Origin of the sequence: Methanocella sp. MCL-LM, from assembly GCF_049676595.1 — an archaeon.
Lineage (GTDB): Archaea > Halobacteriota > Methanocellia > Methanocellales > Methanocellaceae > Methanocella_A.
Map to the genome: position 1 here is coordinate 2,413,337 of NZ_CP187259.1, position 25,665 is coordinate 2,439,001.

General features: G+C 47.7%; 23 protein-coding genes. 12 read left to right on the top strand and 11 right to left on the bottom strand.

The features are described 5' to 3' along the window. The first annotated feature begins 5 nt into the window (after window positions 1-5). The 6 genes from ACPLPM_RS12455 to hisS all read left to right on the top strand — a co-directional run bounded on the left by ACPLPM_RS12455 (window position 6) and on the right by hisS (window position 5,232). A complete protein-coding gene (locus tag ACPLPM_RS12455) occupies window positions 6-407 on the top strand; it encodes a Mov34/MPN/PAD-1 family protein (protein ID WP_424357096.1) in 402 nt (133 codons plus the stop codon). Window positions 408-409: 2 nt separating this feature from the next. Beyond that, on the top strand, window positions 410-832 hold the full coding sequence (locus tag ACPLPM_RS12460) for an adenylyltransferase/cytidyltransferase family protein (RefSeq protein WP_424357097.1): 423 nt from the start codon (window positions 410-412) through the stop codon (window positions 830-832). An 11-nt stretch (window positions 833-843) separates the two neighbouring features. Then, window positions 844-1,848, top strand: a complete 1,005-nt coding sequence (gene argC, locus ACPLPM_RS12465; RefSeq protein ID WP_424357098.1) for an N-acetyl-gamma-glutamyl-phosphate reductase — start codon at window positions 844-846, stop codon at window positions 1,846-1,848. An 11-nt stretch (window positions 1,849-1,859) separates the two neighbouring features. Next, window positions 1,860-2,333, top strand: a complete 474-nt coding sequence (locus tag ACPLPM_RS12470; protein WP_424357099.1) for a CBS domain-containing protein — start codon at window positions 1,860-1,862, stop codon at window positions 2,331-2,333. Beyond that, a complete protein-coding gene (gene argJ / locus ACPLPM_RS12475; protein WP_424357100.1) occupies window positions 2,330-3,511 on the top strand; it encodes a bifunctional ornithine acetyltransferase/N-acetylglutamate synthase in 1,182 nt (393 codons plus the stop codon). The genes ACPLPM_RS12470 and argJ overlap by 4 nt, the downstream gene beginning before the upstream one ends. A gap of 428 nt (window positions 3,512-3,939) precedes the next feature. Continuing rightward, window positions 3,940-5,232 carry a histidine--tRNA ligase gene (gene hisS / locus ACPLPM_RS12480; protein ID WP_424357101.1) on the top strand — a complete coding sequence of 431 codons (1,293 nt, stop codon included), beginning with the start codon at window positions 3,940-3,942 and terminating at the stop codon, window positions 5,230-5,232. Between the two features lie 68 nt (window positions 5,233-5,300). Here the strand turns inward: hisS and ACPLPM_RS12485 are convergent, their stop codons facing one another. From ACPLPM_RS12485 to ACPLPM_RS12495, 3 genes are read right to left on the bottom strand one after another with little or no spacing between them, the layout of a single operon-like run. Further along, entirely contained in the window at window positions 5,301-5,432 is a 132-nt protein-coding gene (locus ACPLPM_RS12485; protein WP_424357102.1) for a hypothetical protein, read from the bottom strand. Between the two features lie 49 nt (window positions 5,433-5,481). Beyond that, the gene (locus ACPLPM_RS12490) at window positions 5,482-5,718 is read right to left on the bottom strand and encodes a hypothetical protein (protein ID WP_424357103.1); all 237 of its coding nucleotides are present in this window, start codon (window positions 5,716-5,718) and stop codon (window positions 5,482-5,484) included. Window positions 5,719-5,748: 30 nt separating this feature from the next. Then, window positions 5,749-5,931 carry a hypothetical protein gene (locus ACPLPM_RS12495; protein WP_424357104.1) on the bottom strand — a complete coding sequence of 61 codons (183 nt, stop codon included), beginning with the start codon at window positions 5,929-5,931 and terminating at the stop codon, window positions 5,749-5,751. 165 nt (window positions 5,932-6,096) lie between these two features. Here ACPLPM_RS12495 and ACPLPM_RS12500 point away from each other — a divergent pair, with 165 nt between their 5' ends. Together ACPLPM_RS12500 and ACPLPM_RS12505 are read left to right on the top strand one after the other, a co-directional pair. Beyond that, on the top strand, window positions 6,097-9,225 hold the full coding sequence (locus ACPLPM_RS12500; RefSeq protein ID WP_424357105.1) for a DEAD/DEAH box helicase: 3,129 nt from the start codon (window positions 6,097-6,099) through the stop codon (window positions 9,223-9,225). A gap of 24 nt (window positions 9,226-9,249) precedes the next feature. Continuing rightward, window positions 9,250-10,155 (top strand): SWIM zinc finger family protein, encoded by a 906-nt coding sequence (locus tag ACPLPM_RS12505; RefSeq protein ID WP_424357106.1) that lies wholly within the window; start codon window positions 9,250-9,252, stop codon window positions 10,153-10,155. Between the two features lie 222 nt (window positions 10,156-10,377). Here ACPLPM_RS12505 and ACPLPM_RS12510 read toward each other — a convergent pair whose 3' ends face one another. Further along, on the bottom strand, window positions 10,378-10,785 hold the full coding sequence (locus ACPLPM_RS12510) for a type II toxin-antitoxin system death-on-curing family toxin (protein ID WP_424357107.1): 408 nt from the start codon (window positions 10,783-10,785) through the stop codon (window positions 10,378-10,380). Between the two features lie 318 nt (window positions 10,786-11,103). On the opposite strand from ACPLPM_RS12510, the gene ACPLPM_RS12515 reads away from it, so the two are divergent. The 3 genes from ACPLPM_RS12515 (at window position 11,104) to ACPLPM_RS12525 (ending at window position 14,643) form a co-directional block, all read left to right on the top strand. After that, window positions 11,104-13,035, top strand: coding sequence for an SWIM zinc finger family protein (locus tag ACPLPM_RS12515; RefSeq protein WP_424357108.1), 1,932 nt, complete (start codon window positions 11,104-11,106; stop codon window positions 13,033-13,035). A gap of 304 nt (window positions 13,036-13,339) precedes the next feature. Then, on the top strand, window positions 13,340-14,380 hold the full coding sequence (locus ACPLPM_RS12520; protein WP_424357109.1) for a hypothetical protein: 1,041 nt from the start codon (window positions 13,340-13,342) through the stop codon (window positions 14,378-14,380). Window positions 14,381-14,487: 107 nt separating this feature from the next. Next, a complete protein-coding gene (locus ACPLPM_RS12525) occupies window positions 14,488-14,643 on the top strand; it encodes a hypothetical protein (RefSeq protein ID WP_424357110.1) in 156 nt (51 codons plus the stop codon). A gap of 195 nt (window positions 14,644-14,838) precedes the next feature. On the opposite strand, the gene ACPLPM_RS12530 is transcribed toward ACPLPM_RS12525, so the two are convergent. Beyond that, window positions 14,839-14,988 carry a hypothetical protein gene (locus tag ACPLPM_RS12530; RefSeq protein ID WP_424357111.1) on the bottom strand — a complete coding sequence of 50 codons (150 nt, stop codon included), beginning with the start codon at window positions 14,986-14,988 and terminating at the stop codon, window positions 14,839-14,841. Between the two features lie 75 nt (window positions 14,989-15,063). Next, window positions 15,064-15,267 carry a hypothetical protein gene (locus ACPLPM_RS12535; RefSeq protein ID WP_424357112.1) on the bottom strand — a complete coding sequence of 68 codons (204 nt, stop codon included), beginning with the start codon at window positions 15,265-15,267 and terminating at the stop codon, window positions 15,064-15,066. On the opposite strand from ACPLPM_RS12535, the gene ACPLPM_RS12540 reads away from it, so the two are divergent. Further along, a complete protein-coding gene (locus ACPLPM_RS12540; protein ID WP_424357113.1) occupies window positions 15,252-15,491 on the top strand; it encodes a hypothetical protein in 240 nt (79 codons plus the stop codon). The genes ACPLPM_RS12535 and ACPLPM_RS12540 overlap by 16 nt on opposite strands. A 24-nt stretch (window positions 15,492-15,515) precedes the next feature. Here ACPLPM_RS12540 and ACPLPM_RS12545 read toward each other — a convergent pair whose 3' ends face one another. The 5 genes from ACPLPM_RS12545 to ACPLPM_RS12565 are packed head-to-tail and all read right to left on the bottom strand — an operon-like array spanning window position 15,516 to window position 25,539. Then, window positions 15,516-16,109, bottom strand: coding sequence for a 4Fe-4S cluster-binding domain-containing protein (locus tag ACPLPM_RS12545; RefSeq protein WP_424357114.1), 594 nt, complete (start codon window positions 16,107-16,109; stop codon window positions 15,516-15,518). Further along, entirely contained in the window at window positions 16,109-17,950 is a 1,842-nt protein-coding gene (locus ACPLPM_RS12550) for an AAA family ATPase (protein ID WP_424357116.1), read from the bottom strand. Before ACPLPM_RS12550 ends, ACPLPM_RS12545 begins: the two co-directional genes overlap by 1 nt. Before the next feature lie 11 nt (window positions 17,951-17,961). Continuing rightward, window positions 17,962-18,816, bottom strand: a complete 855-nt coding sequence (locus ACPLPM_RS12555) for a hypothetical protein (RefSeq protein ID WP_424357117.1) — start codon at window positions 18,814-18,816, stop codon at window positions 17,962-17,964. A gap of 14 nt (window positions 18,817-18,830) precedes the next feature. Then, the gene (locus ACPLPM_RS12560) at window positions 18,831-21,626 is read right to left on the bottom strand and encodes an NYN domain-containing protein (protein ID WP_424357118.1); all 2,796 of its coding nucleotides are present in this window, start codon (window positions 21,624-21,626) and stop codon (window positions 18,831-18,833) included. Further along, window positions 21,613-25,539: a DEAD/DEAH box helicase gene (locus ACPLPM_RS12565; RefSeq protein ID WP_424357119.1), complete on the bottom strand. Its 3,927-nt coding sequence runs from the start codon at window positions 25,537-25,539 to the stop codon at window positions 21,613-21,615. The genes ACPLPM_RS12560 and ACPLPM_RS12565 overlap by 14 nt, the downstream gene beginning before the upstream one ends. Window positions 25,540-25,665: the final 126 nt, after the last annotated feature.

A 25,665-nucleotide genomic window follows, 5' to 3' on the forward strand; every position in this document is an offset into this window, starting at 1 on the left:
TCACTATGGCGGGAAAAAATGGCGTGACAGGAATTTCCAGAGACTTAATCAAGCTCATCATGGAAGCCAGCAAGTCCTCCCACCCTCACGAGTTCGCCGCCCTGCTGAGGGCAGAGAAGGGCGTGATCAGTGAAATGCTCCTGGTTCCGGGCACTGCCTCCGACGAGGATTCCGCGATCATGATGTTTCACATGATGCCCATCGATCGCTCCATCGTAGGCTCGGTGCATAGCCACCCTGTCCACGATCTCCGGTACTCCGATGCCGACCTGCACATGTTCGGCAGCAAAGGGGCATATAACTTCATCGTGACCTACCCGTACGGAGAAAATGACTGGGTTTGCTACAACCCCCGGGGAGAAAGAGTGGCAATCCAGGTCGTCGAGGATCAGGCAGGAGGCAACTGAGGATGGTTCGCAGAGTCGTCGCAACAGGCACCTTTGACATCCTGCATCCGGGCCACGTACTGTACCTATGCGAGGCCCGAAAGCTCGGAGACGAGCTGTGGGTCATCGTCGCGAGAGAGAACACTATCAAGCACAAGCGCAAGCCGCTGATACCTGAAGAGCAGAGGCTTTTCATGGTGCGGTCGCTCAAGTGTGTCGATCATGCCGTGCTGGGAAGCGAAACCGATATGTTCGAGCCGATCAGGCAAATCCAGCCCGAAGTCATCGTCATCGGCTTCAACCAGCACTGGGACGAAAACGAGCTGAAAAAACAGCTGGCCGAGAGAGGGATCAAGGCAGAGGTCGTCAGGATACCGACGTCTGACCTCTCGCCTTACGCGTCCAGCCGCACAATCAGGCAGAAGATCAAGGAAAGCGATCCTTAGGTGAAAGAAATATGTTAAAGATCGGGATTGTTGGCGGCACCGGCTACACCGGTGGCGAATTACTGAGGCTTCTTTCGATACACCCGCTGGCCGAAATCACCGTGGTAACCTCACGGAAGCAGGCAGGCCAGCCCGTGGACACAGTCCACCCCAACCTGAAGAGCCTCGTAGACCTGAAGTTCGAGGACCTCGAACCGGCGAAGATCGCGGAGAAGTGCGATCTAGTCTTCACGGCAGTACCGCACGGAGCAGCAATGGCGATCGTGCCGGAGCTGCTGAAGCAGGGCTTAAGAGTCATCGACCTGAGCGCCGACTACAGGCTGCCGGTAGAAAAGTTTGAGAATGTCTACGGTAAGAAGCACCTCGATCCGAGAGAGGTTGTGTACGGCTTGCCTGAGCTACACCCCGAAGTTAAGGATGCCATGATGATCGCGAACCCGGGATGCTATCCCACCGGTGCAAACCTGGCATGCGCGCCGCTGATCGCCCAGGGCCTGGTCAACAGGGCAGTCGTAGACTCGAAATCCGGCATTTCCGGCGCCGGACAGGAGCCTACTGAGGGCTCCCACTACCCCAACGTAACCCAGGGAGTGAGACCGTACAACCTGACCACTCACAGACATGGTGCAGAGATCGAGCAGGAGATGCACCGGCTCAACAACAGCACCAGAATTCACTTCACGCCCCACGTCATCCCGTCGACCAGGGGCATCGCGACCACAGCTCACCTCTTCGTAGATGAGCCGCTCACGACCGAACAGGTGCAGGATATATACGAGGAGTTCTATAAGAACAAGCCGTTTGTCCGGCTCCAGAAGCCATCGCTGGCCAACGTCAGAGGCAGCAACTTCTGCGACATCGCCTTCGAGGTCGAGAAGAACTCCGACCGCATCGTCGTAGTCTCGGCCATCGACAACATGGTCAAGGGCGCCTCCGGACAGGCCATCCAGAACATGAACCTCATGTACGGGTTCGACGAGCGCACCGGCCTCTGGACCAGCGGCCTGGCGCCATAGGAGGAATAGTCTTGAAGGTAGAAGAGATCATGACCACAACGGTGATCACCTGCGCACCCGCGGATGCCATCCAGGATGTCATCAAGCTGATGAGCGAGAAGAACGTCAGCGGCATCCCTGTCATGGATAAGGGCAAGCTCGTGGGCATGGTCACCGAAGGGGACATCCTGAAGCTGCTCGCCGTCCCCCAGAAATCCGGCACCCTCTGGCTGCCGAGCCCGCTTGAAGTGATCCTGGAAATCCCCTTCAGGGAACTCATGCAGATCAGAGACCTGCAGAACGCTTACACAGACCTTGGGCACAAGCCAGTCAAGGACGTCATGCACAAGGAAGTATGGACCACCACGCCGGAAACAGACATCGAAGATGCCGCGGCGGAAATGGTCAGGCGTAAAGTCAACAGGCTGCCCGTCGTGAAAGCCGGCCAGCTGGTAGGAATTGTCACTAGAGACGATATCATTCACGGTTTAGGTGGAAGAAAATGAAAGAGGTAAAAGGCGGCATCTGCGCCGTCAAGGGTGTAAAGGCGTGGGGCATCAAGGAAGGTAAGATGGGCTTAGCGATCATGCTGGCCAAAGGCCCCGCAGCAGGCGTATTCACGCTGAACAAGGTCAAGGCAGCCCCGGTGTTGGTGTCACAGGATCACCTGAAGAAGAAGGGCAAAGAATTCAACGGCCTCATAGTCAACAGTGGCAACGCAAACGCATTCACGCACGAGCAGGGCATCAAGGACGCTATCACCATGGCCAACCTGCTGGCTAAAAAGCTGAATGTGGATCCCCACACGATCGGCGTCTCCTCGACGGGCGTCATCGGCAGGCCCATGAACATGCCCTGGTATAAAGATCACTTCGAGGAAGTATTTGCTAAGGTAACAAGCAAAACAGAGGGTAGCGAGATGGCTAACAAAGCCATCATGACCACAGATCTGGTCCAGAAGTCTTTCGCCGTCGAGATCGAAGGCGGCATCCGCATCGGCGGCATCTGCAAAGGCTCCGGCATGATCGAGCCCAACATGGGCACCATGCTCGCCTTTGTCTTTACTGACGCTAAGATCGGCCAGGCCCAGCTCCAGAAGTGCCTCAAGAAGGCCGCTGACAAGTCGTTCAACATGATCGTCGTCGACGGCGACACCAGTACTAACGATAACCTGTTCATCATAGCCACAGGCGAAGCTGGCAAGCCGGACCTCAAAAAGTTCCAGGAAGGCCTGGACACCGTCTGCATGGAACTCGCCAAGAAAGTCGCCAGAGACGGCGAGGGCGCTACCAAGCTGATAGAGGCCACCGTCAACGGCGCAAAGTCGATCGAGGACGCCAGGCTGGCAGCCAAGGCAATCATCAGGTCGCCCCTGTTCAAGTCGGCGGTATACGGCACCGACCCCAACTGGGGCAGGGCAGTCTGTGCAGTCGGCTACTCGGGCAGCGAGATCGACCCCCGCAAGGTCACCCTGGCCTTCTCCGATGGCAAGAGCAACGTGAAGCTGGTCGATGCGGGAGTGCCGAAGAGCGACGAGAAGACGCTGGCCAAGGCCAAGAAGATCATGGGCAGCGACCCCCTCTACGTAACTGTCGACCTCAAGCTCGGCAAGAGCACTGCCACGGCGTGGGGCTGCGATCTGACGCACAAGTACGTGGACATCAACGCGTCGTACACGACGTAAATATAGATAAAAATTGATGCGGTTAAGTTGGCGACCGGCCTACATGCAGAGGATAGAAGATTATTTGCAGTAGCAGGTTGCCGACAAATCTTGTTCTTATTAATGTTCTCAGCGGGTCGACGTCCGACCTGATGGTCGGCCTACTACGGTTTTTCGGGTGCTCCGATGTCGGGGCCGGACTCGCACCCTCGTCGGCCCTACCTGGCTGCGCCTTCGGCAGCACCAGTCGAACCTCCTTCGCAAGTCCTAAGCACCGCCACCTTCGGTGGGCGGTCATTACCCCGCCATCTCCGCATCCGGCTGATGCCGGACAAGCCCGAAAAACCTCCGTCGACCGCTACATTAGTGGTTTTTATGCAACATGAGAACTTATTAATAGTTTAAATACAGCCTATAAACTATCTTTTTAACGGCATAACGTGGTTCAAATGAAATTCCAGTCACTTAAAGGGTTCAGGGACTTTTACCCCGAGGAGATGGCGGCACGCAGGGAGGTGCTGGACAAGATCTTCAGCGTAGTCCGGAGGTACGGGTTCAGGGAAGTCGATTCCCCCAGTGTCGAGTCGATGGAGCTGTTCAGGGTCAAGAGCGGCGAAGAGATCGTCCAGCAGACCTTCAGCTTTAAGGACAAGGGTGAGAGAGACATCACCCTGATACCGGAACTGACCCCTACTGTAGCCCGCATGGTCGTCGACAAGGAAAAGACCCTGCGCAGGCCGATCAAGTGGTTCTCCATGCCCAAGATGTGGCGGTACGAGGAACCCCAGTCCGGCAGGCTGAGAGAATTTTACCAGCTGAACGTGGACATCTACGGCGTCAAAGGCCCTGAGGCAGACGCTGAAGTACTGGCAGTAGGCATCGACCTGATGCTGAACCTGGGCCTGGAAGGCGAGTTCGTCTTCAAGGTCAGCGACCGCCGGTTCATGCAGGGCGCGCTGGAAGGCCTCGGTGTTACGAATATACCACCAGTCTTCGCAGCCATCGACAAGCGTGGCAAGATTTCGCCGGAAGAGTTCAAGCAGCTGCTGGCCACTGCAGGGCTGAACGACTTCCAGATGGGCAAGCTGATTGCGATCCTGGACACAAGGGGTCCGATCATTGAAGCTCTGCCAAAGGTGAAGGGGTTACTGGCCAGGAACGATACGGTCATGGAAGGCATGGCCAACCTGGAAAAGCTCGCCGAGCTGATGACCATGTACAACATGGCCCAGTACTGCGAATTCGACCCGGCCATCATCCGGGGCCTTGCCTATTATACGGGCACCGTGTTCGAGTGCTTCGACGTCAAAGGCGAATTAAGGGCGGTATTCGGCGGCGGCAGGTACGACAAGATCGTCGGCCTGTTCGGCGGCGAGGACATGCCGGCAGTCGGCTTCGGCATGGGCGATGCGGTCCTCGAAATCCTGATGAGAAGGGCAGGCGTCTGGCCTCAGGAGTCGATCACTACCGACTACTATATACTTACGACTAAGCCCCAGTTCAAGGAGACCGAGACGTTCCTGGCACAGGCGCTGCGAGAGAATAACTTCGTCGTTGAGGTCGACCTGCAGGGCAGGAACTTCGGCAACCAGATGAAGTACGCCAACTCTATTGGTGCTAAGCACGTGCTGATCCTCGGCGACAAGGAAATGGCCGAAGGCAAGGTCACCGTCAAGAACATGGAGACCGGCGAACAGGCTATGAAAGAGATTAGAGAGCTGCTGAGCAGCGTGGGCCAGTGAGAGAAAGCTGGCCATATTTTCTTTTATTAATAATCTCTTAGATAGTTTATCGGTCTGTCCGGTACCATTTACTCAAAGTACACAAGGTACGCGAAGTACACGAAGGTACACCGGAAGATCGGCTTGTAGTCAGCCATTTTATCGAACTTTGCGTACTTCGTGTACTTCGAGTACTTCGTGTAAATGGTACGGGCACTCATAGTAAAGGGTTTAAAAATGTCTATAAGCTGCTCAATTATATCTTTCGAGCTAACATTTGATAATTTCACCATTATCGGTCACTATTGGGCCGATCTCGAGACATATTTTGACTGTTTCAGTTGAGGGGATATTAAAATAGGTCTTGACGACATCTCCAATATTATTCATCAGGACGTTCCAGTTCTTACCCTGCGTTACGATACCCAGTTCCCGGTTACTGGCCACAAGCATTTTTTCGCCCTTGTGAATGCGTAGTGTGACTGATAGCATCCTGTCAACTTGCATTACAGTCTCTCTTTTCCATTAATAAAATACTTAGGTAGGTCTAAACCGACAGGTCTTCTTGTACTCGTTCATCAGCGACGAGATCATCCTTTCAGCCCTGGTCTTCTCGCCAGTCCACGTATTGTAGGAGATGGACTCGGTCGCTCTGGCCTCCTGAGCCGGCCTCTTAGAGTTGACGTTGGGAGTGCCGTAGCCGATGATGATCATGAACATGCTGGTCCTGTCGGATAGATCCTCGTCCAGCTGGAAGAGCAGGTATGTCTTGCCCGAACAACTGGCATAATATCAACCATAAATATATAATAGCCTGATTACCTTATTCAAGATCAGGGCTCGGAATTATCGACCGGACGTCAGCCCCTAATTTCGAGTAACGTTATGATTACGCTTCACGGAACCTGGACTACTGTCGATCCCCTGAATGGCACATTCTTCCTCTGGGGAGAGAGTGATCCAGCCATACAGCATAAAAGAAGAGGCAGGCCTCGGAAAAGCGCCGGAGAAAAGCGGCATCCGTTTCAGGCCGGCGTCAAAGAGCTGGAAGAGGGCGCCGGCACCATCAATTCGGCGTGTATGAAATATCTGGCAGATCCGAATGCACAGGCTGATCAAATATTAGTTTTACCGTCAACTACGGACAGGCCACTGAGATCTGCGGGCCCTTCAGCACGGGAGTCAGGTGAAGAAAAAAGCCCTGACAGCGATTTTCAATTACTCCCGTGGACAGTGACCGGCATCAACATCAAGCCCGGGAATGCTCTGGTACTTCTATCCTCTTTAGCCGAATCACAAAAGCGAGTCGGGGATACCTCGATTGGCCCCGACCTGCTATACTGGAGCAGGGCAGCCAAGTTTACACTTAAGCTCCTGATAAGCCAGCAGTTCAGGCCGGAGCTCATCGAAGTGATGAGTGGAAAAGCATATAGCCGGTGGAGATTTGCGCTCACCGATGAAGCTGACCGGAAACACTATGCCTCGCTCGAAAACTCCATGCCGCTGGCATGTATTGCGGCTTCAGGAATGACTGGCACTTACAGCCGAAAAGAAGCCTTAGATCTCTTCATTAACGCCGCCCTTGACTCCTTTATCCGGGACCAGATTACCCTGCCGGCTGACAGCAGGATGTTGAGCGTGGAATCGCAGGCATGGCTCGATTCGCTCGGCACCGGTGAGAGTATCCGCCTATCGACTCCGGCGCTGAAGAAGCTCAAAGAGTCGACAGGCCGCTGGACATCCCGCATGCGAACAGAGAGTAAACACGCTTTCAAGACCTGTTTCATCCTGGAGCCGCCAGCCCCGGATACAGAGGATCCCGAAGCACAGTGGAACCTCAAATACAGTTTACAAGCATCCGACGACCCCAGCCTTGTAATTCCGGCTGAGACCGTGTGGAAAGAGTCGAAGAAGACGCTGAAGTACCTGAACAAGAGATACGATAACCCCCAGGAGCGGCTACTGGAAGACCTCGGAAAAGCAATGCAGATATTTCCCGCGATCGAGCCCGGCCTCAACACATCAAAACCCCTGTCGGCAGCGCTGAGCACCAGTGAAGCATACAAGTTCCTGACAGAAGCTGCGCCGCTGCTGCAGGACAGCGGCTATAACGTTATCCTCCCGGAGTGGTGGCGCAACAGTACCGGCAGGCTCAAGCTTGGTGCCAAGCTGCACTTCAAGCCGAAAGCAGAAGGTAAAGCTGGAAAGAGCCAGTTCACTATGGACACGATTGTCAGCTACGACTGGCGCCTGGCGCTTGGCGATCAGGAGATGACTGAAACAGAGTTCAGGAAGCTGGCAGCCCTGAAAGAGCCGCTTCTGCAGATAGGCGGGAAATGGTTTGCGCTGAAAAAAGAAGACATAGACAGCATCATGAAAGCCTTCCGGGCGAAGAATACGGGAGAAATGACTTTATCGGAGGCCATGCGCCTCAACGGTGGGCTGGAAGACTTTAACGGCATCCCCGTCAGCGACATGAAATCTTCAGGATGGATCGCAGAGCTCTTTGATAGACTCTCGTCGGGCGAGAAGATCACACGACTGTCTCCGCCGGAGCAATTTGCCGGAGTGCTTAGAGATTACCAGGTTAAAGGCTACTCCTGGCTGGCCTTCATGAAAAAGTATGGCCTGGGATCCATTCTGGCTGACGATATGGGCCTGGGTAAGACGATACAGCTGCTGGCGCTGCTCCTGAAAGAAAAAGAAGAAGACATCAAAGGCCCCACCCTGCTGATCTGCCCCACCTCGATTCTCGGAAACTGGCAGCGGGAGGCGAAGAAATTTGCCCCGGCCCTGAAAGTGCACATACACCATGGGGCAGCGCGGGCGGAAAAAGAGCGGTTCGGTAAAATCGTCAAGACTCACGACCTGATCCTTAGCACTTATGCCCTCGCCTACCGGGACGAGGAACTGCTTAAAGAAGTAAACTGGAAGTTGGTAGTGCTCGACGAAGCTCAGAATATCAAGAATCCCCATACCCGACAGGCCAGAGCCATCCGGGCTCTTAAGGCCGATCACCGCATTGCCATGACGGGCACGCCGATCGAGAACAGGCTCTCCGAGCTGTGGTCGATCGTGGACTTCCTGAACCCGGGCTACCTGGGCAAGGCGGAGACGTTCAGAAAACAATTCGCCATACCAATCGAGAGATACGACGATACCGCAAGGTCGGAAAAATTGAAACAAGCCATCAGGCCCCTGGTGTTGCGCAGAGTCAAGACGGACCCGGCTGTCATCAAAGACCTGCCGGACAAGATCGAGATCAAGGAGCCATGCAACCTCACAAAAGAGCAGGCCACGCTATACGAGGCCATCGTCGAGCACATGCTGAAAAGCATCGATAATGCCACGCCTATGCAGAGGCGGGGAATCGTCCTGGCTGCTCTGATGAAGCTCAAGCAAGTCTGCGATCATCCGTCGCTGTACATTAAAACGAGTACTGCAGCCACCGAGAAAGCGCTGATCAGGTCCGGCAAGCTGAAGCGCCTGACGGAACTGCTCGATGAAGCGCTGGCCGAAGGCGACAGCGTGCTGATCTTCACCCAGTTCGTGGAAATGGGTGAGATGCTGAAAGCCTACCTGCAGAGCACCTTCGACGAAGAAGCCCTCTTTTTACACGGCGGAGTACCCCAGAAGGCTAGAGATAAGATGGTTCTCCGGTTCGGGGAAAAGGAGGGGCCGAGGATATTTATCATATCGCTAAAAGCCGGTGGCGTCGGCCTTAACCTCACCAGGGCAAGCCACGTGTTCCACTTTGATCGCTGGTGGAACCCGGCGGTCGAAAACCAGGCGACAGATCGAGCCTACCGGATCGGCCAGAATAAAAATGTACTGGTCCACAAGTTCGTCTGCACAGGCACGCTGGAAGAAAAGATCGACGAGTTGATCGAGAGCAAAAAGGCCCTGTCGGCGAACATCCTCGGCACGGGTGAGGACTGGATCACGGAGATGACGACGGATCAGCTGAGAGATATGGTCAAGCTGAGATGGGACGAGGTATCCGATGAGAGCTAACACTGGATTATAGAGGCATGAAAGATGAAATTCTACAGCTCGTGGACCAACAGCTATCCTAGATCAACGCCCCTCAAAGCTGAAGGAGGCATCAAGGCTAAGACCAAAAGAGGCGCCATCGGCAGCACCTGGTGGTCGAAGAGATGGGTGAGCGTGCTCGACAGCTTCGGGTGGACCAACCGCCTGGAGCGGGGCCGGAGATACGCGAGAGCCGGGCAGGTGCTGGACATTAAGATTTCCCAGGGCAGGGCTGAGGCAGAAGTCCAGGGCTCGCGAGCGAAGCCGTACAGTGTAGAGATTGAGCTCGCGCCTTTCAGCCCTGAAGAGTGGGACCGGATCATTGACAGTATGTCTGCGAAAGCGATCTTCTCGGCAAAGCTGCTGGCGGGAGAAATGCCCGAAAATATCGAAGAAGCCTTCAGCGAAGCCGGAAAGTCCCTGTTCCCCTCAAGTTTGAGGGAACTGATTACAAGCTGCTCATGCCCGGATTCTGCAAACCCATGCAAGCATATCGCAGCAGTCTACTACATACTGGCCGAAGAGTTCGACAAAGACCCGTTCATGATCTTCAGGTTCAGGGGGATGGAAAAAGAGCGGCTGCTGGATGCTCTGAGAAAGAAGCGGGCGACTTCAGAAGAGGAGCCAGTGGGTAGTTTATTGGATAGCAGGCCGGAGGATGGTGAAAAGTCCGGGGAAGAGGAGATTACTTTAGCCAGTTTCTGGGCTGGAGAGGGCGACAGCCATGTTTCTTTCGAGATTTCACCCCCCGAAGTTAATGCTGCGATTATTAAGAGGTTGGGGACGCCGACGTTCTGGGTCTCGAATGAGGACTTCGGTAGCCTGATGAGTAAACTGTATGCAGAGATCAGTAGAAGGGCGGCGGATGTGGCGTACAGGGATAATGAAGACACTCCAGCAGATCAAGAGTAGATGCGAGAGATCACGAACGGTATACGTTACAAAACTTATTTATACAGATTATTCTCAAGAACTAACATATAAGAGCGTGAATTTATGGAACATAAGAATTCACAACGAGAGATCACGAAAAAGAAAGGAGAAAACGGTCTCTCAGACACAAGGAGAATACTGCTCGAAGATACTCTTCGAAGGCATAAGCAAGCTCTCGATCTGATGAGCAAACACTAATTTTTATCGCGCCTGGACATGTCGGGTCAGCCAGTCTTCTACCTGATCTATTGTAAATCTCCCATTGGCCACGTTAAGCATAAAATCATCCAGCTCGACATGCCCGACGTCCAAACGAAGCCCACATAGTAAAAGACAGTTCTCAGCGGCGATGAAGCCAGTCCTTTTATTAGCTTGTGCAAATGGGTGCTGTGATGCGATGGTATGGAGTACGAAAGCTGAATATTTTATCACATCAACGGATAATTCAGGAACCCAGTCCGGCTGCTCAATGACATAATCCAGTATTCCAGATGCACCATCACGGACAATGCCTTCGAAACCATCATCAGCTTCACTATGGTTACGACTTATGGCAATTACCTGAATGTCGATCAGTTGATCAACATGAGTAAAGATAAAGCCGGGCATTATACTTACTTGATTACATTTTATTGTAAATAAGTATTCTGATATTGTCAACTGATCGTATAAATTGAGCTGCCGAACCGGATGGTGAAGATTTTCGGATGAAGACTTCGTGAGCCTGGAGTAAAGTGTATGCAGAGATCAGTAGAAGGGCGGCGGAGGTGGCGTTTAGGGATAATGAAGATGCGCCGACAGATCAAGAATAGATATGCGTAGATCAACCCCCTGGTTCAAATATCTGGCTGCGCTCTGTGACACTCGCCAAACGCCGATCTGGCAGAGCAGCTAAAAAGATATCAACTAATATTTTAATCTTTTATCATGCCCGATTTCACCGACGACGACCTGATCGATATCTTCGGCGATCGTTCCTACGAGCGCGGCCTGGACTATTACCATAGCGGTAACGTGACGGATCCGCTGAAGATAAACGGCGTTCTCTATGCAGAGGTCTGGGGCAGCGCAGACGAGCCGTACCAGACAAGCGTGACCATCGACGAGGATGGAAACATTTTTTCTGACTGCTCCTGCCCGGTCGGAGACATGTGCAAGCATGGAGTCGCAGTCATGCTGTCCTGGATGCATGAGCCATCGTCGTTCATGAATGGAGACAAAGTGATCAAATCGCTGGAAAGCCGGAGCAGGGAAGAGCTGCTGGAGACATTGAAGAAGCTCCTGTACCGCCATCGCGGCCTGATCAAGGAGATCGGCGTCTGCAAGGCATCCGGTAAGAATGCGGACATCTCTGTCATCGTCAAGAGAATCGGGCATGCAATAAATCCGGGGCGGGAGTATTACGACGGAAGTGTGCTCGTCAATAAGCTCGAGCCCATTATGGAAGAGGCCTACGCTCTATCCCACGAAGGCCGGCGCAAAGATGCGGCCATTGTTTTCCTGAAGCTGACCGATTCCTGCCTCGACGCGCTGCAAGACGGAGTCGACGATGAGGCTGATGAAATTGGAGGCTTGATCGTCGAGTGCTCCGAAGCCTTCTCCGAAAACGTGGATACGCTTGAAGAAGAGGCTAAGGAAGAACTGATCGACCCCGTGCTGACCGCGATCTGGAAGGACGACTGGTCCCATGGCCTGGAAGACATGCTATCTGCCCTCATCACCAGAAAAAACATCGATACAGTCCGTCAGCGCGTCTTGAAGAATATTGAGGCGAATCATGATATCGGCCACCATAGAAAAGACGACATCATCAAACTCCTCGGCGACAGTTACAAGAGCTATGGTAAGCCTGACGAAAAAGTCCGCCTGACGGAGGAGTGCCTGGCCGATAAAGATGACTATGCCAGGCTTGCTACGGCCAAACTGGAGTCCGGAGACGAAGCGGGGGCGTTCGTCGTCGTTATGCGCGGGTTTTCCGAAAAAGAAGGCAGGTCGGTTCTGCTGGATGATCTATACTTCGATCTGGCGCTCCGCCTGGTCGATGAGAAGCCAGAGCTGATAGATCACAGGACATCGCTGATCCCGGCGCTCAACGTCCTCTCGGGATGGTTCGACGCGAAGAGATATGCAGGCGTCTCAGGCCTCTTCAGAAAAATCGGCAAGCTTGACGAGCTGCATGAGACTATGATCAAATGCATCAAGAACAAGGACACTGTTGCTCAGGCGCTGATCTACGATGGCAATGTCAACGCAGCGATCAAGCTGGCAATCGATAAGCCTGATCTTCACCCGAACGTACAATTCGAGATCGCTAAAGCGGCGAAAAATTGCGGCAGGGAGGATGAGGCAGCCAGGATCATCCGATCGTTTGCCGTAAGAAAAAGGCATCTCTGGGATCGGCAGCTTCCATCGAGCGAGCTGATCGAGCTGATGATCAGCCGCTCGGACATGAGAACGCTGAAAGCACTCTGCGATCAGATTATCAGTAACAAGACCGCTGACATTGCGGAGAAAATGCTGCCCGGGCTGGCGAGGAGATATCCGGAACTGGCAAGTTCGCTCCTGAAGGAATTTTTCGACCGTATGCCAGTGCAGTTGATAGCCAATGCAGCCCGCCTGATCGGGGGAGAGATGCCGGAGCAAATGATTGACATCTGCATGAGCAAAATTGGGCGGGATTGCCTGAAATCCCATAGCTACTACGATGATGCCATGCTGCTGCTGAAGGCGGTCAGGGACATATGCGTGCAGGGCAGTATGGAGCAGAAATGGGCGAGTATCATCCGGGAGTTCGCTTCGAAAAACAAGGGGAAAAAGAAGCTCATCGGCATGATTGAGAGGGAGTTCGGAGATATATGACAGGGAGGTTATTATTCAAGTTTGGAAGTACGAAGGGCAGAGTCGCCGGCCCATATTGTAGTCGGTGTCTTTTCCGCAGTGCCTACACTGGTAGAACTTATCATACTGCACCCTGCTCCCATACCCATACGTGAATAACGTCTTCCAGAACTTTAAGAACCCCGTATCGAAGTCATGGAAGTTCACACAGTCGTCATTGTACTGAATACTAAGGAGAGGTTACTGAAAACGATTGAAACGTTGAAAGATAAAATAGTAGGCAATAACTTTATATCGAATGATTGCAAATAAGTGCTAACATTTCGTGAAAAAAATGCCTAATCAGCCCGTAACTTCTGAAGAAAAAATAGTAACCCAGGATGTAATAGTCAGCAGGTGGCGGTATTTTTACAAATTTATTGATGTAACAACCATAAAGATCTCTGAAGAGATTACTGTATACAATCCTGCGAATAGAGATCAAGAAACTATTCGAATACCGTTTGAGGAATTTATTAACCCTTTCAACGAAGATAAAAATAAATGGGATCGATTTAAACCATATTTACACGTATATGACACGTGCGGAGAATCGCTTGAATTTTGGACCCTTGATGATAATATAGATTTTTTATACATTGATCTTCCAAAAGACAGCAAGCTTTCTCGGGACAAATTTACTACTGTGCGCCTCGAATATATAATTGAAGTAGATCATACTAAAACCAAGCAGACGATCGTACACGATGAGGAACTGGAGTACAAAGACTATCTCAAACCGCTAATATTTCCAGAAGATGTAAAAGTAAAAGAAATAGAGTTAGCATTCAAATTACGATCAGGCGCAAAAACATACGTCTTTATTGAACACTGTGATAAATATAAAAAAGATTTATTCTACCTTGTTACCGATAGTAAATTCAAAGGTGATCAAGAAAAAACTAAAAAAGTTAAAAAAGAAGATGGTGAACGTTATACCCATATAAGATACGGTGCGGACCCTGAAGAAGGTCTATTATTCGTTACGATAAGATATTCAATTCCAAGGCATATGCTGGGCTGGAGTTATCTAGGAGTATGTATTGGTATATTCTCATTTTTTGGAATATTGCTGCTCTCAGTACTAAAATATGCGCTGGGACATCATAATTATGAAGAGGGATTCACATCAACCTATTTAGGAGTAATAGTAGCATGGGGAGTATTCGCAATCTCTGCAATGATCATGATAAAAGGCTGGCTTGTAGATAAAGATTATAAAAGCGATTTAATCACAATCCATGATTCCACATATAAGTGGATTGCGGCTTTGATCACAATCGAAGTAGCAATACTATTACTTATTATCGCATTTATTAACAAGTGATTTAAAATGCGTAAACTCAAGACTACAATAATAACGTTTATAAAGTTGATGAGACATATAAAATAATATTAGTTATCAGTTATCTCTGATATAACCAGGTGGTATAAGTGACATACATTAAGCCAAAAAACAGAGATATCGGAATAATAAGGGTAAAAGAGCTGGAGATCAACCTGGCAGATCCTGATCAGGTCAGAGAAAAACTACAGGAAAACAGAGAGTTAATGAAAAAATTTAGAATCGAGATCAACCCCTCGGGATAATACTCTATTTTTATAAAAATATAAGTCATTATGAGATGTGTTTGTCCATATTTAACAGCCGGATACTTGGCGATGATAATACCGGACAAGCCTCAGAGCAGCCGGTAAAAGTACAGATTAACCCCCTATGGCGAAGCCTTGTGGGCAAAGCTGTTGAGAGGAAGAAAGGACACACTCCAAATAACCCTACGGTAGTTAAATAAGGCCCCTCTTCTTCGCAGCTTCAGTTGCTTTCTTTAATAATTCAGCACCCTCCGGCGTGATTGTAGGGTTCTCCGCATACTCGAGGAACTGCCGGGCATCTTCGCCCTTCAGTTCTAAGACGAGTCGGATGGATTTTGCCATTGTATCCTCCAGTCATCATTTTTAAATGGGGAATAAAAATATCTGGCAGCACCAGTGGCTTTAAAGTATGAAGGTTCAAGTATCGCCGGGCAAGCCTGCGAAATTGATCTGTTTTTGACTGCCTGCTAACTGGTAGAACTTATCATACTGCACCCTGCTCCCATACCCGTAGGTGAAAAACGTCTTCCAGAACTTTAAGAGCCCTGTGTCGAAGTCGTGTACGATGACAGCGTCGTCGTTGTAGAGGAGATCGTAGCCCTCATATGGATCTTGAAGCACAGCCCCACGTCTTCTCCTCCTGCCTTTTTAACTTCCGGATCGAAGCCGCCCACCTTTTCGAGCACGGCTTTCTTGAAGATGGCGTTGGCGGAGACGATGTAGAGCCATTTGCAGTTATGGAACCAGGGATCGAGGATCTTGTTGTACTCGTAGTACTGGGTGATCAGATCGTTACCAAAGGTAAGAGTGCTGCCGCAGATCCGATGATCATGGTATGGCGTTGATTCCAGATATTTACTTACCCGCTTTTATTTAAAAATATCATTATACGATAGATCATCGATAAACCCGGTACGATATATATGATTATTATTTAGGATATATTCAAAAGACACTGGGTCTTTAAAATTAGTACAGGAATATCTATCTGTAAGAAAAATGATCGATTTGTCTGTTGGGTCATACCAAGAATACTGATGGTCCCGGCAATTGTTATATGAGCCACATATTAGAACATCTATATTGCTAGTCAATTCTTTCACTGCTACATCTGTCGATTTTATTATTTTATGATCTGGATAACCAGTGAAACAGACTATACTTAAACCACTTAGTCTCACATTCCTTACCAATAAACTGAGAGCTACGGATTGTTGAAAGGGTTCACCTCCGGATATGGTAATACCTTCACAATCATAGGTTCTAGCACTCTGTATCAATCTATCAGCGAAGTGTAACGGATCAACAAGATACTTGGGTTCATGAGGTTGTAATTCTTTATTATAGCAAGAATCACATCCAATTGTACAACCTTGAACCCAGATAGCCACTCGTCTCCCGGGACCGTTAGTATAACTACCTACAATGGCTCCAGCCAAATTTAGTTTAATATTGCAGGTCATTATCCTCCTTCGATAAGATCGAAGTCGATCTCACTATTGGCGTATTTTACCACGATAGAACGACCATTTTTGAAAAACTGCTGATTTTTAAAAAGATATATAGACAACGGATTGATAAGTTTAGTCTCTGCAGTATTTAACAATCCTCGTCCGCCGTGGACTGTCTCTGACACTTCTTCAAGATAATCATAGACCGTTTCGTCGATGATCAAGGATACATTAAAGCGTTCCTTAACAGTAGCACATAGGGGTTTTAATTTCTTTTTCACTATGTCAGTTCGGAATTTACGGTCTTCGATAGAATTGAAGACGATAATGTTATTACCGATTCTGTTTAGTAGTTCCGGGCGTTTTAGCGTCCGATTAAAATGCTCTTTCACCTTATGGCGGTATTGCATCTCAACATCGCTGATATCCTGGGAAACATCGACATCTCCCGCCCCGATATTGCTGGTAAAGATGATGATTGTTTCCGAGAAATACGCGGTTACACCTCTACCATCAGTCAGTCGTCCATCTTCGAGTATCTGAAGAAATTTATCGAGTATTTTCGGGTGGGCTTTTTCTATTTCGTCGAATAATAATACGCTGAACGGCCTCTCGATCACTGCGTTTATCAGTTGCCCGCCTTCCTCAAAACCAACATACCCAGGAGGAGGGCCGATTAACCGTTGATCCGACTCTTCATGGTTATACTCGCTCATGTCGAAACGGATACATGCGTTTTCGTCGCCGAACAGGAACTCAGCTGTGGCTTTTGCCAGTTCTGTCTTGCCCACGCCCGTAGGGCCTACAAAAAACATCACACCTTTGGGTTTGCTTAGCTTGGCGGAGTGCTGAATACCAGACAATCCCATCGAGGCCTTGATAATAGTGGTTTCTACATGATCAATAGCATGATCCTGCCCAATAACCCTCATCTTGAGTATATTTTTAATATTGCACAATTTATCCTGAGACAAATCTTCCCAGGGGGACCTACGCTCCCCAAACCGGTAGAGGTTAAAAAGTCGCTCTGGCGTAAGATCCTGTTGTTTTTTGGCCAATTTAACGATCTGGATAAGATCCACCAGCCTCATGCCATCGCTAGTATCTGCCAGCAGATCAATAGTCTGCTTTCGAGTTCTTTCAGCATCTTTAGTAAGACCAAGATGCTCTAAGTGAGCCTCAAAAAATTTTATCCTTGAAGCTTTTTCAGGTAAGGTAAGAGTAAACAGCTTAATTCTAGATTCAGGCTGATATAACACTGGTGGAATGTTACTGAGGTTTGCAGTGATCAGTATAACAACAAATGGATGGCGTTTCGTGATATTTGAAGGCCTTCCTGTGCCATGTACCCCGGTCATAAGAATAGATAGTGCTTCAAGTGATCGCCTATCCTCAGGGGTCATTGGTGTTTGAACTGTACCAAACTGGAAGTCAGTCCAATCGAAGATAAATGCACATGGTTGATCATAGCTACCATTTACTTTTATTAGGCTAGCCACTACCTCGTCGAATTCTTTTAAAGGTGGTAGGTCTTGGGGTTCTTTTTGTTTAGGTGCCTTTTCACCCAGATCGTAATCTTCAGCATCATCAGGTATACCCTTCTCAGATTTACCACAACTTTTCAGCCAGCTTGCGAAGATAGATTTTTCTACTTTATCACTAAAGTTTAGACCCCTGGCGTTGTCCCATCGCCCAACTACCTGAAACCCATTATCCTTTAGTAACCCTGAAAGGTACTCCGGTAACAACTGGTAATTTTCTCCATTAAAAAATTCGTCACGGGTATTACCGTAAACGATAAGACCCTTTCTAATATTGGCTTCCCTCAGGAGGTTTTCAAACTGCCGTTCCACGGTTTACACCCCTATTGACGACCTGCCATATGCCTTTGAGTACCATATGGAAGATCTTTAGCACCTTTTTTAATCCGGTCAGGATTCTTCCATACGAACTGCTCGATGCCAGTTTTAATATCCTCGTCGCTACCAAGCTTTTCCAGGATGACATCAAGCTGTTCCTTACAAGTAGTGCCTTCATATCCTTCGAAGTCAAATTTCATCATATTATCTTCTTGTATCTGGAACATAGCGGCTTTTCCAGTAGGGGTCGTTGAGGTTATAAACACAACGTTATCTTTGATTTTAGGGGAATCGACAGAAAAGCCCTGATCCTCCAAAATTCCCACTACCTTTTTTACAACTTCCCGTCTAATCACTTCTCTTTCATCGCGTTCTTTTACAGCAATAGCCGCTACTTTAATCTCCTCGACATATTGTTTGAGATATTCTGGCTTTGCAGCAACGTCCAGATTAGCATCCAACCGGCTAACAAGAGCGGCCATTTCTAACTGTAATTTTTTAGATTCGATCGGAATAGCTTTAATTTCATTTACAGTCTCAGCGGTTTGACGATAAACCATACGCCGGTTATCAGACCACTGTTTATGACCCGAATAAGCGATGCTCAGAATGTCACTAGCACTGCGAGAAGCTTCTTGCGCCATCAATAGACCCTTATCAGGATCACTTAGAGATAGCTCTCGAGCAGCCTTCATCTGCATTCTTGTGCTATCAGTATTACCGACGAACGACGAATAGCGAATGTCCTCAGCGACTTCTTTCAACTGAAGATCAATAGAGTTAAGGAGAGATGTGCATTGCTGAAGTACTCTTTGCTTCCTCATTCGTTCTCGCTGCTCTGCGATCATCTTTGCATACATCACACCATATGAGCTCAATTTACCGCCTCTTTTATCTTTTCAGGATCATAACTCAACTGCAATTCATTAGTATTCAAGGGGTTAAACATGTACTTTATGAGACGTTTTCTTATCTCCTGTTCATAATCCGCACTCATCGTTCTGAAATCCCGGTACATGTCATTGCTCAAAATCATCATATCGTTGGAGATCGCATTTTTTATGATGAACTCATCAGCTCTTGTTTCAGCTGGAGCAACTAACAAGATGTCAGGCGTTCCCTCAGTTATCTCATTTTTAAAGAACTCCTGAAGATCTTCATATTCTTTAAGCCCAAGCTTATGTCTTAGACTGGCATCCAAAATGATTAATATCGTTTCAAACCCACTGCGCTTAAGATTAGAATATGCGACAATGATCTGGGATGCCAGAGGGACCTTTCCGTCCTGGCCTTGCCACGCCACATTACTACCATCGACGACTATCTTCTTTAACGGAGGTACCTGTTCAGGAGACGTCAAAGGAGCATTAGCACTATCATTTGCCAAAGTTTTCTGGCGCGCTTTAATAATATTTAAGAGCCCCAGCGACTCTAAGACATTTTTATGCTTCTTTAAGACAATGTCATCCTGGCATAATACCGTATCCACGATAAAATCATCACTAATCGTTAGATATTGTACCTCTTTGCTTCTCTCGATCTTCCGTACGATATCGATGAAATTCAACAATAAATCAAGGGACTTATCTGGCGAACCCGTTCGTAGATAGTCTTCCTGGGCTCCGAGGATATCCTTGAGATAGGCGTTATCAAGCTCATTGTAGATATTGCTCAGCCCTATGAGATTATCTAACAATCCTCGGATCTCTTGTTTATTAGAGACATATCCACTTACGTCAGGCAGATTAAAGTAATTGCTAACGGAAGTGAACTCAGATGAGAGCTTTTTACAGTTAACGTTGATGTTTTCTATTTTTCTAACACTTTCCGAGCTAAACCATTTGAAATCCAGCTCTTCGACCATTTTCCTACATAAACGCTCTGCATCGGATATATCTAAAGTATAGCCCCGGTCTTTCAGCTTAAAGTACCATGAGCGCATAGATTCAGCGGAACTATCAGTATCCCTGATCAACATTAGGATATACTCTCCAACTGCATTTTTACGTTCGGAGGACAATATCAGGTCCATTAATTTGAAAGAGTTACTGATATTCTCTGCGCTTTTATCTCTGCCAAAGCGGCCCAAATCAGAAGTAACATCTACTAACGTATCCGATATTGCCTCATTTAAGATCGGTTTTAGAGATGAATCACACTTTTCAAACTTCTTAGAGATTTGATCGTAGTTTCTTATTATTTCCTTAATGGTATTTTTATCTAAATCAAATCGGATCAACGTGGAAACCCTGGTTTTACATAAGGATGAAAGTAAAGTGCTAAGGCCATCTTCGTTCTTTAACAGCCGATCCAGCGAATAGGTGCTCAATAAAGATTTGTAAAGGGATAGTTCCACTTCCGAATAGCTATTATCGCCAAGTAATTTTTTAATACCCATAAGATCTTTTATAGTAGGAGTATCAGGTCTGCCAGGATTTTGGAGAACATAATTTACGAGGCTATCGTAATTTGTCCGGTTGGTGACAAGATAAAACCGAGCGAGGTATGCAGAAATCTTGTTCTCGCCGATCTGGCAGTTTATTAGTCCGGTCAGACTGTCCTGATATTGCGTCTGTGCATGGAGGTTATTTATGACCAGTACAGGTATTTCACTTTCTTCGCAGACTACATTGACAATTTTGAGTAACCATTTGTCAGTGATCAGCAAGTTAGAACCAATGACATGATCATCGAACAAGATTACCTGGTCACGAGATGCCTGCGCTTTGAAAACGTTCTGGTGATTAGGAAGTCCTGCCACAATTACCTTCGTACCAGCTGACATGACTTTATTAATCACAGATGCAAGATTGGCCATAGCCCATTTGGGCTTATCCTGCAAGACCCGGGAGATCTCAGTATCAACATCGGTGACCGGTAAAATCCGGGAATCTGCGATCTCATAAGGCTTGACTTTTTCAACGTTACTGTATGCTTTTCCAAGCTCTATGAAATCACTTAGATGATCAGTCAGACACCCATCGGTAGATAATTTTGATTTTACCGATCTTGAGATGATGAGGTCGACATCATCCGATAATCCGTCGGTTTTAAACTCGAGCCCTTCAGCCTGTAGAATAAGCCGGACAGAAACATCAAGCTCTCTTATGCGAACACCCTCGATCTGGGAATCTAATACCTCATCCCCCTTTTCTATAGCTTTGATCTCGCGACCATGCTGGTGGATAACCAGATCAGAGAGGATCAAGTTATTCAAATCAACAATGTCAGAATAGTCCTCATCATCTTTTAGTCGGGGTAGTCTGAAACCTACTAACCACTCTTTTTCACCAGGCTCATATGATATAGAGAGAAGTTGGTCCTCCGGATCGCTTATAACTTTACCCTCGCGAAACAGCTTTTCCCCACGAGGCGTCAACTCATAGTGATCACTATCGAGCTGTACCATCATACCTAGTACTACCAGTTTTTTTGCGACGACCTCTAAAAATTCCTGTTTAGAAATTCCCAACTTTTTCGCAATGTCAGTAATGCCAGGTTTGGGTGTGATACTGGCCACGGGAGCAAGTAAAGCCCATTCTAATAAGCGTATATCTCTTTTGCGAGAGACTTTCACGCGAACTTGCACATCGTACAGAGGTATTTTTTCAGTAAAGCGTTTCAGTAGCACAGGAGTGAAAGTTTTAATACCCGTTTTAGACAAGGTCATAGCCCCCTACAAAACAACAGCCGTCAGCACCATCTTCGGCCATGTTAATGATGTTTTTATAGACCATCTCTCTAATCATTTCTCCTTCGTGGTCAATACGAATGGTCAGATTCTCGAATACGTCCGCAGAACCTACAATCACCAAGAGGGACTGTGCCCGGGAGAAAGCTACGTTGATCCTTCTGAATTCTTTCACATGGCCTGTCGGAGTCTGACGTCGATCGTCAGGCGAGGGAGAGGAAACAAGACTTGCGATGACGATAGGACGCTCCATGCCCTGGAAACGATCAACGCTTCCAAGACGAATATTTAGATTTTTCAGTTCGCCCGCATTCTTCATTGCACTGATACTTTCCCGAAGCTTCCTGATCTGACCCATATAGAATGAGATAACCGCGATATCCTGTTTGCTGTTTGCGTCACCTTTGTATTCTGTGTCGATCTGTCGCAAGAGGTTCACGATTACATCAACTTCAAAGAGGTTAAACCGAGATTCAGAGCCGTGATGAGACTTATCCTCGCGCGTTTCATAATTCTGTATCTTCCTACCAGCCTCAACCCTGTAAGAAGAATCAACCCACATCAAGTGTGAATTTTTAGGAGATTTGCGACCTGATTTAGTATTAAAGATATAAGGGTGACTTCTTTCGTTATCGGGGTCTTTCAAACCACAGGTTAAAGTGTATCTACCAGGGTAGAACTGATTTACCGCACGCATAATCGTAGGATGCATACGGTATTGCTCGGTAAGGCGGGAGCGAAGGCCATCGTCAGCATCCGTAAACATTTCTTCGAAGTACGAAGAGGTAACCAGCTTTCTGAAGTTGTTCAGCTTCTCAGCCAGTTCCTCTTTAGCATCCACACTGTCCTGAGCTTCGTCAAAAGTCACTTCCCGCTCGTTTATATTGAACATGGGAGGCAGTTGCTTGTGATCACCAACGAGAATGATCTGCTTTCCCAGAAGCATCGGCATGAGAAGCTCTGGCAAAGTGGCTTTAGATACTTCATCCACAATGACAAGATCGAAGTCTCTGCCATGCTTGCTCCAGAAATTATACTTGCCAGTTTCAGTACACGTCGCACCAATAACATTTGCGAGCTCAATGTATTTTTCCTTCACATCCTCATAATCTTCTTTTGAAGGATTCTCTTCCGATTTTTTAATGCGTTTTACCCATTCGGCTCTCAAGGCACCCCAATGTTGGTGTTCCCGGATTATTTCCTTCTGATCCGAATAGATATCGTCGTATTCAGATTTTATCTGAGACAGAAAATCCTCATCCTCCGTCCAGTCTACAGGAGTAAGAGTACGGTTCAGTAGGATCAGATACTTCTGTCTTAATGTCTCTATTATATCTATCTCAGACTGTATCTTACCCCTGGCGTTTTCCAGATTAGCGTTTATTGTTGCCTGCTCTGTCTGCAGTACGGAAGCTTGAGTGGTTAAAGAATCCAACTCTCTCTTATAACCGTTCACATTTTCGATAACTTCCGAAAGCAGCGCGTCCTTATCGTTTATGGCGAACTGCACCCGGCTCCGAAGAGAACTATCAAGTTCTATCGATCTGTTAACGATCGATTGCATCAGCAGCGTAAGACGCCTAATGACATGCCTATATTTTTTATCGGGTTTAATAGATGTTTTTAGCTCGTCAATTGTAACTCCGTCTGACGGGTGATATTCTATCATATTTTCGAAGCTGCTGAAAATGTTTAGGTAAGGACTGAGATTAATTAATTCAGCTTTCCACTGCGAATGGATTATCGAAGCCTTAACATTACCTTCGAGATCTGCGATTCGTTTGTTGATCTCGACGATCTCCCGGAAGATACGCTGATCATTGGCATCAGTGACTTGCGTCATCTCTTCCGTACATTTCGCCCGCTTCTGTTTTAACAGATTAATTTCCGCATTAGTTTCCGAATGCAATTGGGCAGACACTATTAAGTCATTCAGTTTACCAAGAAGATCGTTCACAACGGCATTATTTTTCCTCAAGACTACGATATTAGCAAATAATGTAGTTAATATTGTATCATTTTTACACCGTTTCCAGATGTTACAATTAGCAGGGTCGTAAACATCACTCAGCACATCTACCTTTTCAACTAAGAAATCTTTGAACCCAGGAAACTCTTTTAAAGCCGGTTCCAGCGCATCCAGGCTCAGTCTATCGGGATCAAACAATTTTTTCAAGATCTCGATCGATCGTTCGTAGTCAGCTTTCTTATCATTTAAATCTTCGATCTTCGAGGAATATTTCTCACTACGATTGCGTAAATCTGCAATTTTTTCGTCGATACTTGCAAGTCTTTGATCCAGACCGCCAATAAAATGTAGGGTACGTTCTACTTCTTCTATACTGGACTCATACCGCTTGAGATCACTTTTCAGCAATTCGATCTTTTGCGTCTGCTCTTCCATGCTCGACCTGATACCACCAAACCAGCGCCGAATCACGTTCTCCTCTTCAAACTCATCTTCTCCATCCTCTGGTTTCCATGAGCGTCCAATGCGTATCGGCATGATGTGACTTTTATTTGAAAGCCTGGACAGCGCGTTATATACCGCCAGGTTGGATTGAGAGGCAAGCAATACCCGACCTTTTCTAAGGGTGACTTGATTGCACAGCTCGGCGATCACAGTGGTCTTACCAGTCCCCGGAGGACCTTGAATCAAGGCGATATCTGGCGTATTCAAAGATTTTTGTAAGGCAAGATACTGATTCTGGTTTAACTTTTTCTCGACAAGAGTCTCGCGATCGATGGCTTCATCTCTGGTAGGCAGGCGAGCCTGGCTTATACCAAAGATGAAATCTTCGAGCCTGCAGTTGGCAGAATTGGTCTCCTTCAGACGATCGATGGCCTTTTGTTGCAACATCAGAGGTAGCGAGTCTCTAAGAGTAGAATTGATTAAAACGCCATCAGATGGTTTAGTTAATCTGTCCAAGGGGTCTCTGAAACGATTTTCTCTCCCCGGCTCCCAGACAAATTTATCGATCAGATCGATGTTGACGGTGATCCAGTCGTCCTTTTTCTTATCCTGATCCTTAAAGATAGCCCGGATCGGGCAACCTTTCTCAAAAGCACCAATATTGACAGAATCATCTGTATTTTCATCGGGCTTCCAGTCACCGTTCGCAGGTGCAGGAACACCTTTAATGATATTGACATCTTGTAGTGGAAAGAAGGATTTATTGGCATTCTTTGAGAATAGTCGGGTGAATATTTCGATACTGGCCTGAGTAGGACTAATCCGCTGAAGATTGCGATAGATCAGCCACCCCTCTTTATTTTTGATGATGCTCAAGTGAACTTTAAGGTATTCTTCCCACTCAGACAACCGCTTTTCCAGATGATCTTTGCGCTTGACTAAACTATTCAGCCACTTAAAGTCTTCATCTGTAAGGTACGATTCACTCAGGCCTTCGACTATCGTAACCGGACCAGCCAACAATCCCTCGGCGATATGAGGACGCCCGGGCATGATTTCCATAGATAACCTGGTAACATGAAGTCGCTTGGCCTGCCTGACACAAACGATTACAAGAGTATGATTCAGGACGGTCACATCATCATGGTCCCGGATATCGGGGCGAACCCTCAGTCGCCAGCGACCGCTTCCCTCATGTTTTGCCTCCCCGATAAAGACATTTTCTACCAGGAACTCTACTCTCTTCGTGTTGAGAGACCTAAATTTGTTGATGATTACTCTTCTCAGGTCATCCTTATCGATAGAGTCGTCTCTCCGAATACGCACACCCATAGCCCGGGCAAGCTCATAGCTAATTCCTGGTACATACAAATTTTTCTCATCAATATCTAAACGAAAAATAATATTTCCAGAACGCCTGGATTTTAATTGCTTATAAATATCATTGATGTCCCCAAAGTCCGGACGGTCGCTCAGCATGCCATCACAGCATAATGGAAAGCCTTTAAGACATATTAATATTACGATTACAAATAAATGAGATAAATACAACGATAATCCTAATAATAACAAAATTGTCTTTTGATAGATATGAAAAATAAGATA

Bases quoted from the DNA above. Each gene is read 5' to 3' on its own strand.
- ACPLPM_RS12455 (WP_424357096.1), top strand. From the start codon at position 6: ATGGCGGGAAAAAATGGCGTGACAGGAATTTCCAGAGACTTAATCAAG.
- ACPLPM_RS12460 (WP_424357097.1), top strand. From the start codon at position 410: ATGGTTCGCAGAGTCGTCGCAACAGGCACCTTTGACATCCTGCATCCG.
- argC (WP_424357098.1), top strand. From the start codon at position 844: ATGTTAAAGATCGGGATTGTTGGCGGCACCGGCTACACCGGTGGCGAA.
- argJ (WP_424357100.1), top strand. From the start codon at position 2,330: ATGAAAGAGGTAAAAGGCGGCATCTGCGCCGTCAAGGGTGTAAAGGCG.
- hisS (WP_424357101.1), top strand. From the start codon at position 3,940: ATGAAATTCCAGTCACTTAAAGGGTTCAGGGACTTTTACCCCGAGGAG.
- ACPLPM_RS12485 (WP_424357102.1), bottom strand. From the start codon at position 5,432: ATGAGTGCCCGTACCATTTACACGAAGTACTCGAAGTACACGAAGTAC.
- ACPLPM_RS12490 (WP_424357103.1), bottom strand. From the start codon at position 5,718: ATGCAAGTTGACAGGATGCTATCAGTCACACTACGCATTCACAAGGGC.
- ACPLPM_RS12495 (WP_424357104.1), bottom strand. From the start codon at position 5,931: ATGTTCATGATCATCATCGGCTACGGCACTCCCAACGTCAACTCTAAG.
- ACPLPM_RS12500 (WP_424357105.1), top strand. From the start codon at position 6,097: ATGATTACGCTTCACGGAACCTGGACTACTGTCGATCCCCTGAATGGC.
- ACPLPM_RS12505 (WP_424357106.1), top strand. From the start codon at position 9,250: ATGAAATTCTACAGCTCGTGGACCAACAGCTATCCTAGATCAACGCCC.
- ACPLPM_RS12510 (WP_424357107.1), bottom strand. From the start codon at position 10,785: ATGCCCGGCTTTATCTTTACTCATGTTGATCAACTGATCGACATTCAG.
- ACPLPM_RS12515 (WP_424357108.1), top strand. From the start codon at position 11,104: ATGCCCGATTTCACCGACGACGACCTGATCGATATCTTCGGCGATCGT.
- ACPLPM_RS12530 (WP_424357111.1), bottom strand. From the start codon at position 14,988: ATGGCAAAATCCATCCGACTCGTCTTAGAACTGAAGGGCGAAGATGCC.
- ACPLPM_RS12540 (WP_424357113.1), top strand. From the start codon at position 15,252: ATGGATCTTGAAGCACAGCCCCACGTCTTCTCCTCCTGCCTTTTTAAC.
- ACPLPM_RS12545 (WP_424357114.1), bottom strand. From the start codon at position 16,109: ATGACCTGCAATATTAAACTAAATTTGGCTGGAGCCATTGTAGGTAGT.
- ACPLPM_RS12555 (WP_424357117.1), bottom strand. From the start codon at position 18,816: ATGTATGCAAAGATGATCGCAGAGCAGCGAGAACGAATGAGGAAGCAA.
- ACPLPM_RS12560 (WP_424357118.1), bottom strand. From the start codon at position 21,626: ATGACCTTGTCTAAAACGGGTATTAAAACTTTCACTCCTGTGCTACTG.
- ACPLPM_RS12565 (WP_424357119.1), bottom strand. From the start codon at position 25,539: ATGCTGAGCGACCGTCCGGACTTTGGGGACATCAATGATATTTATAAG.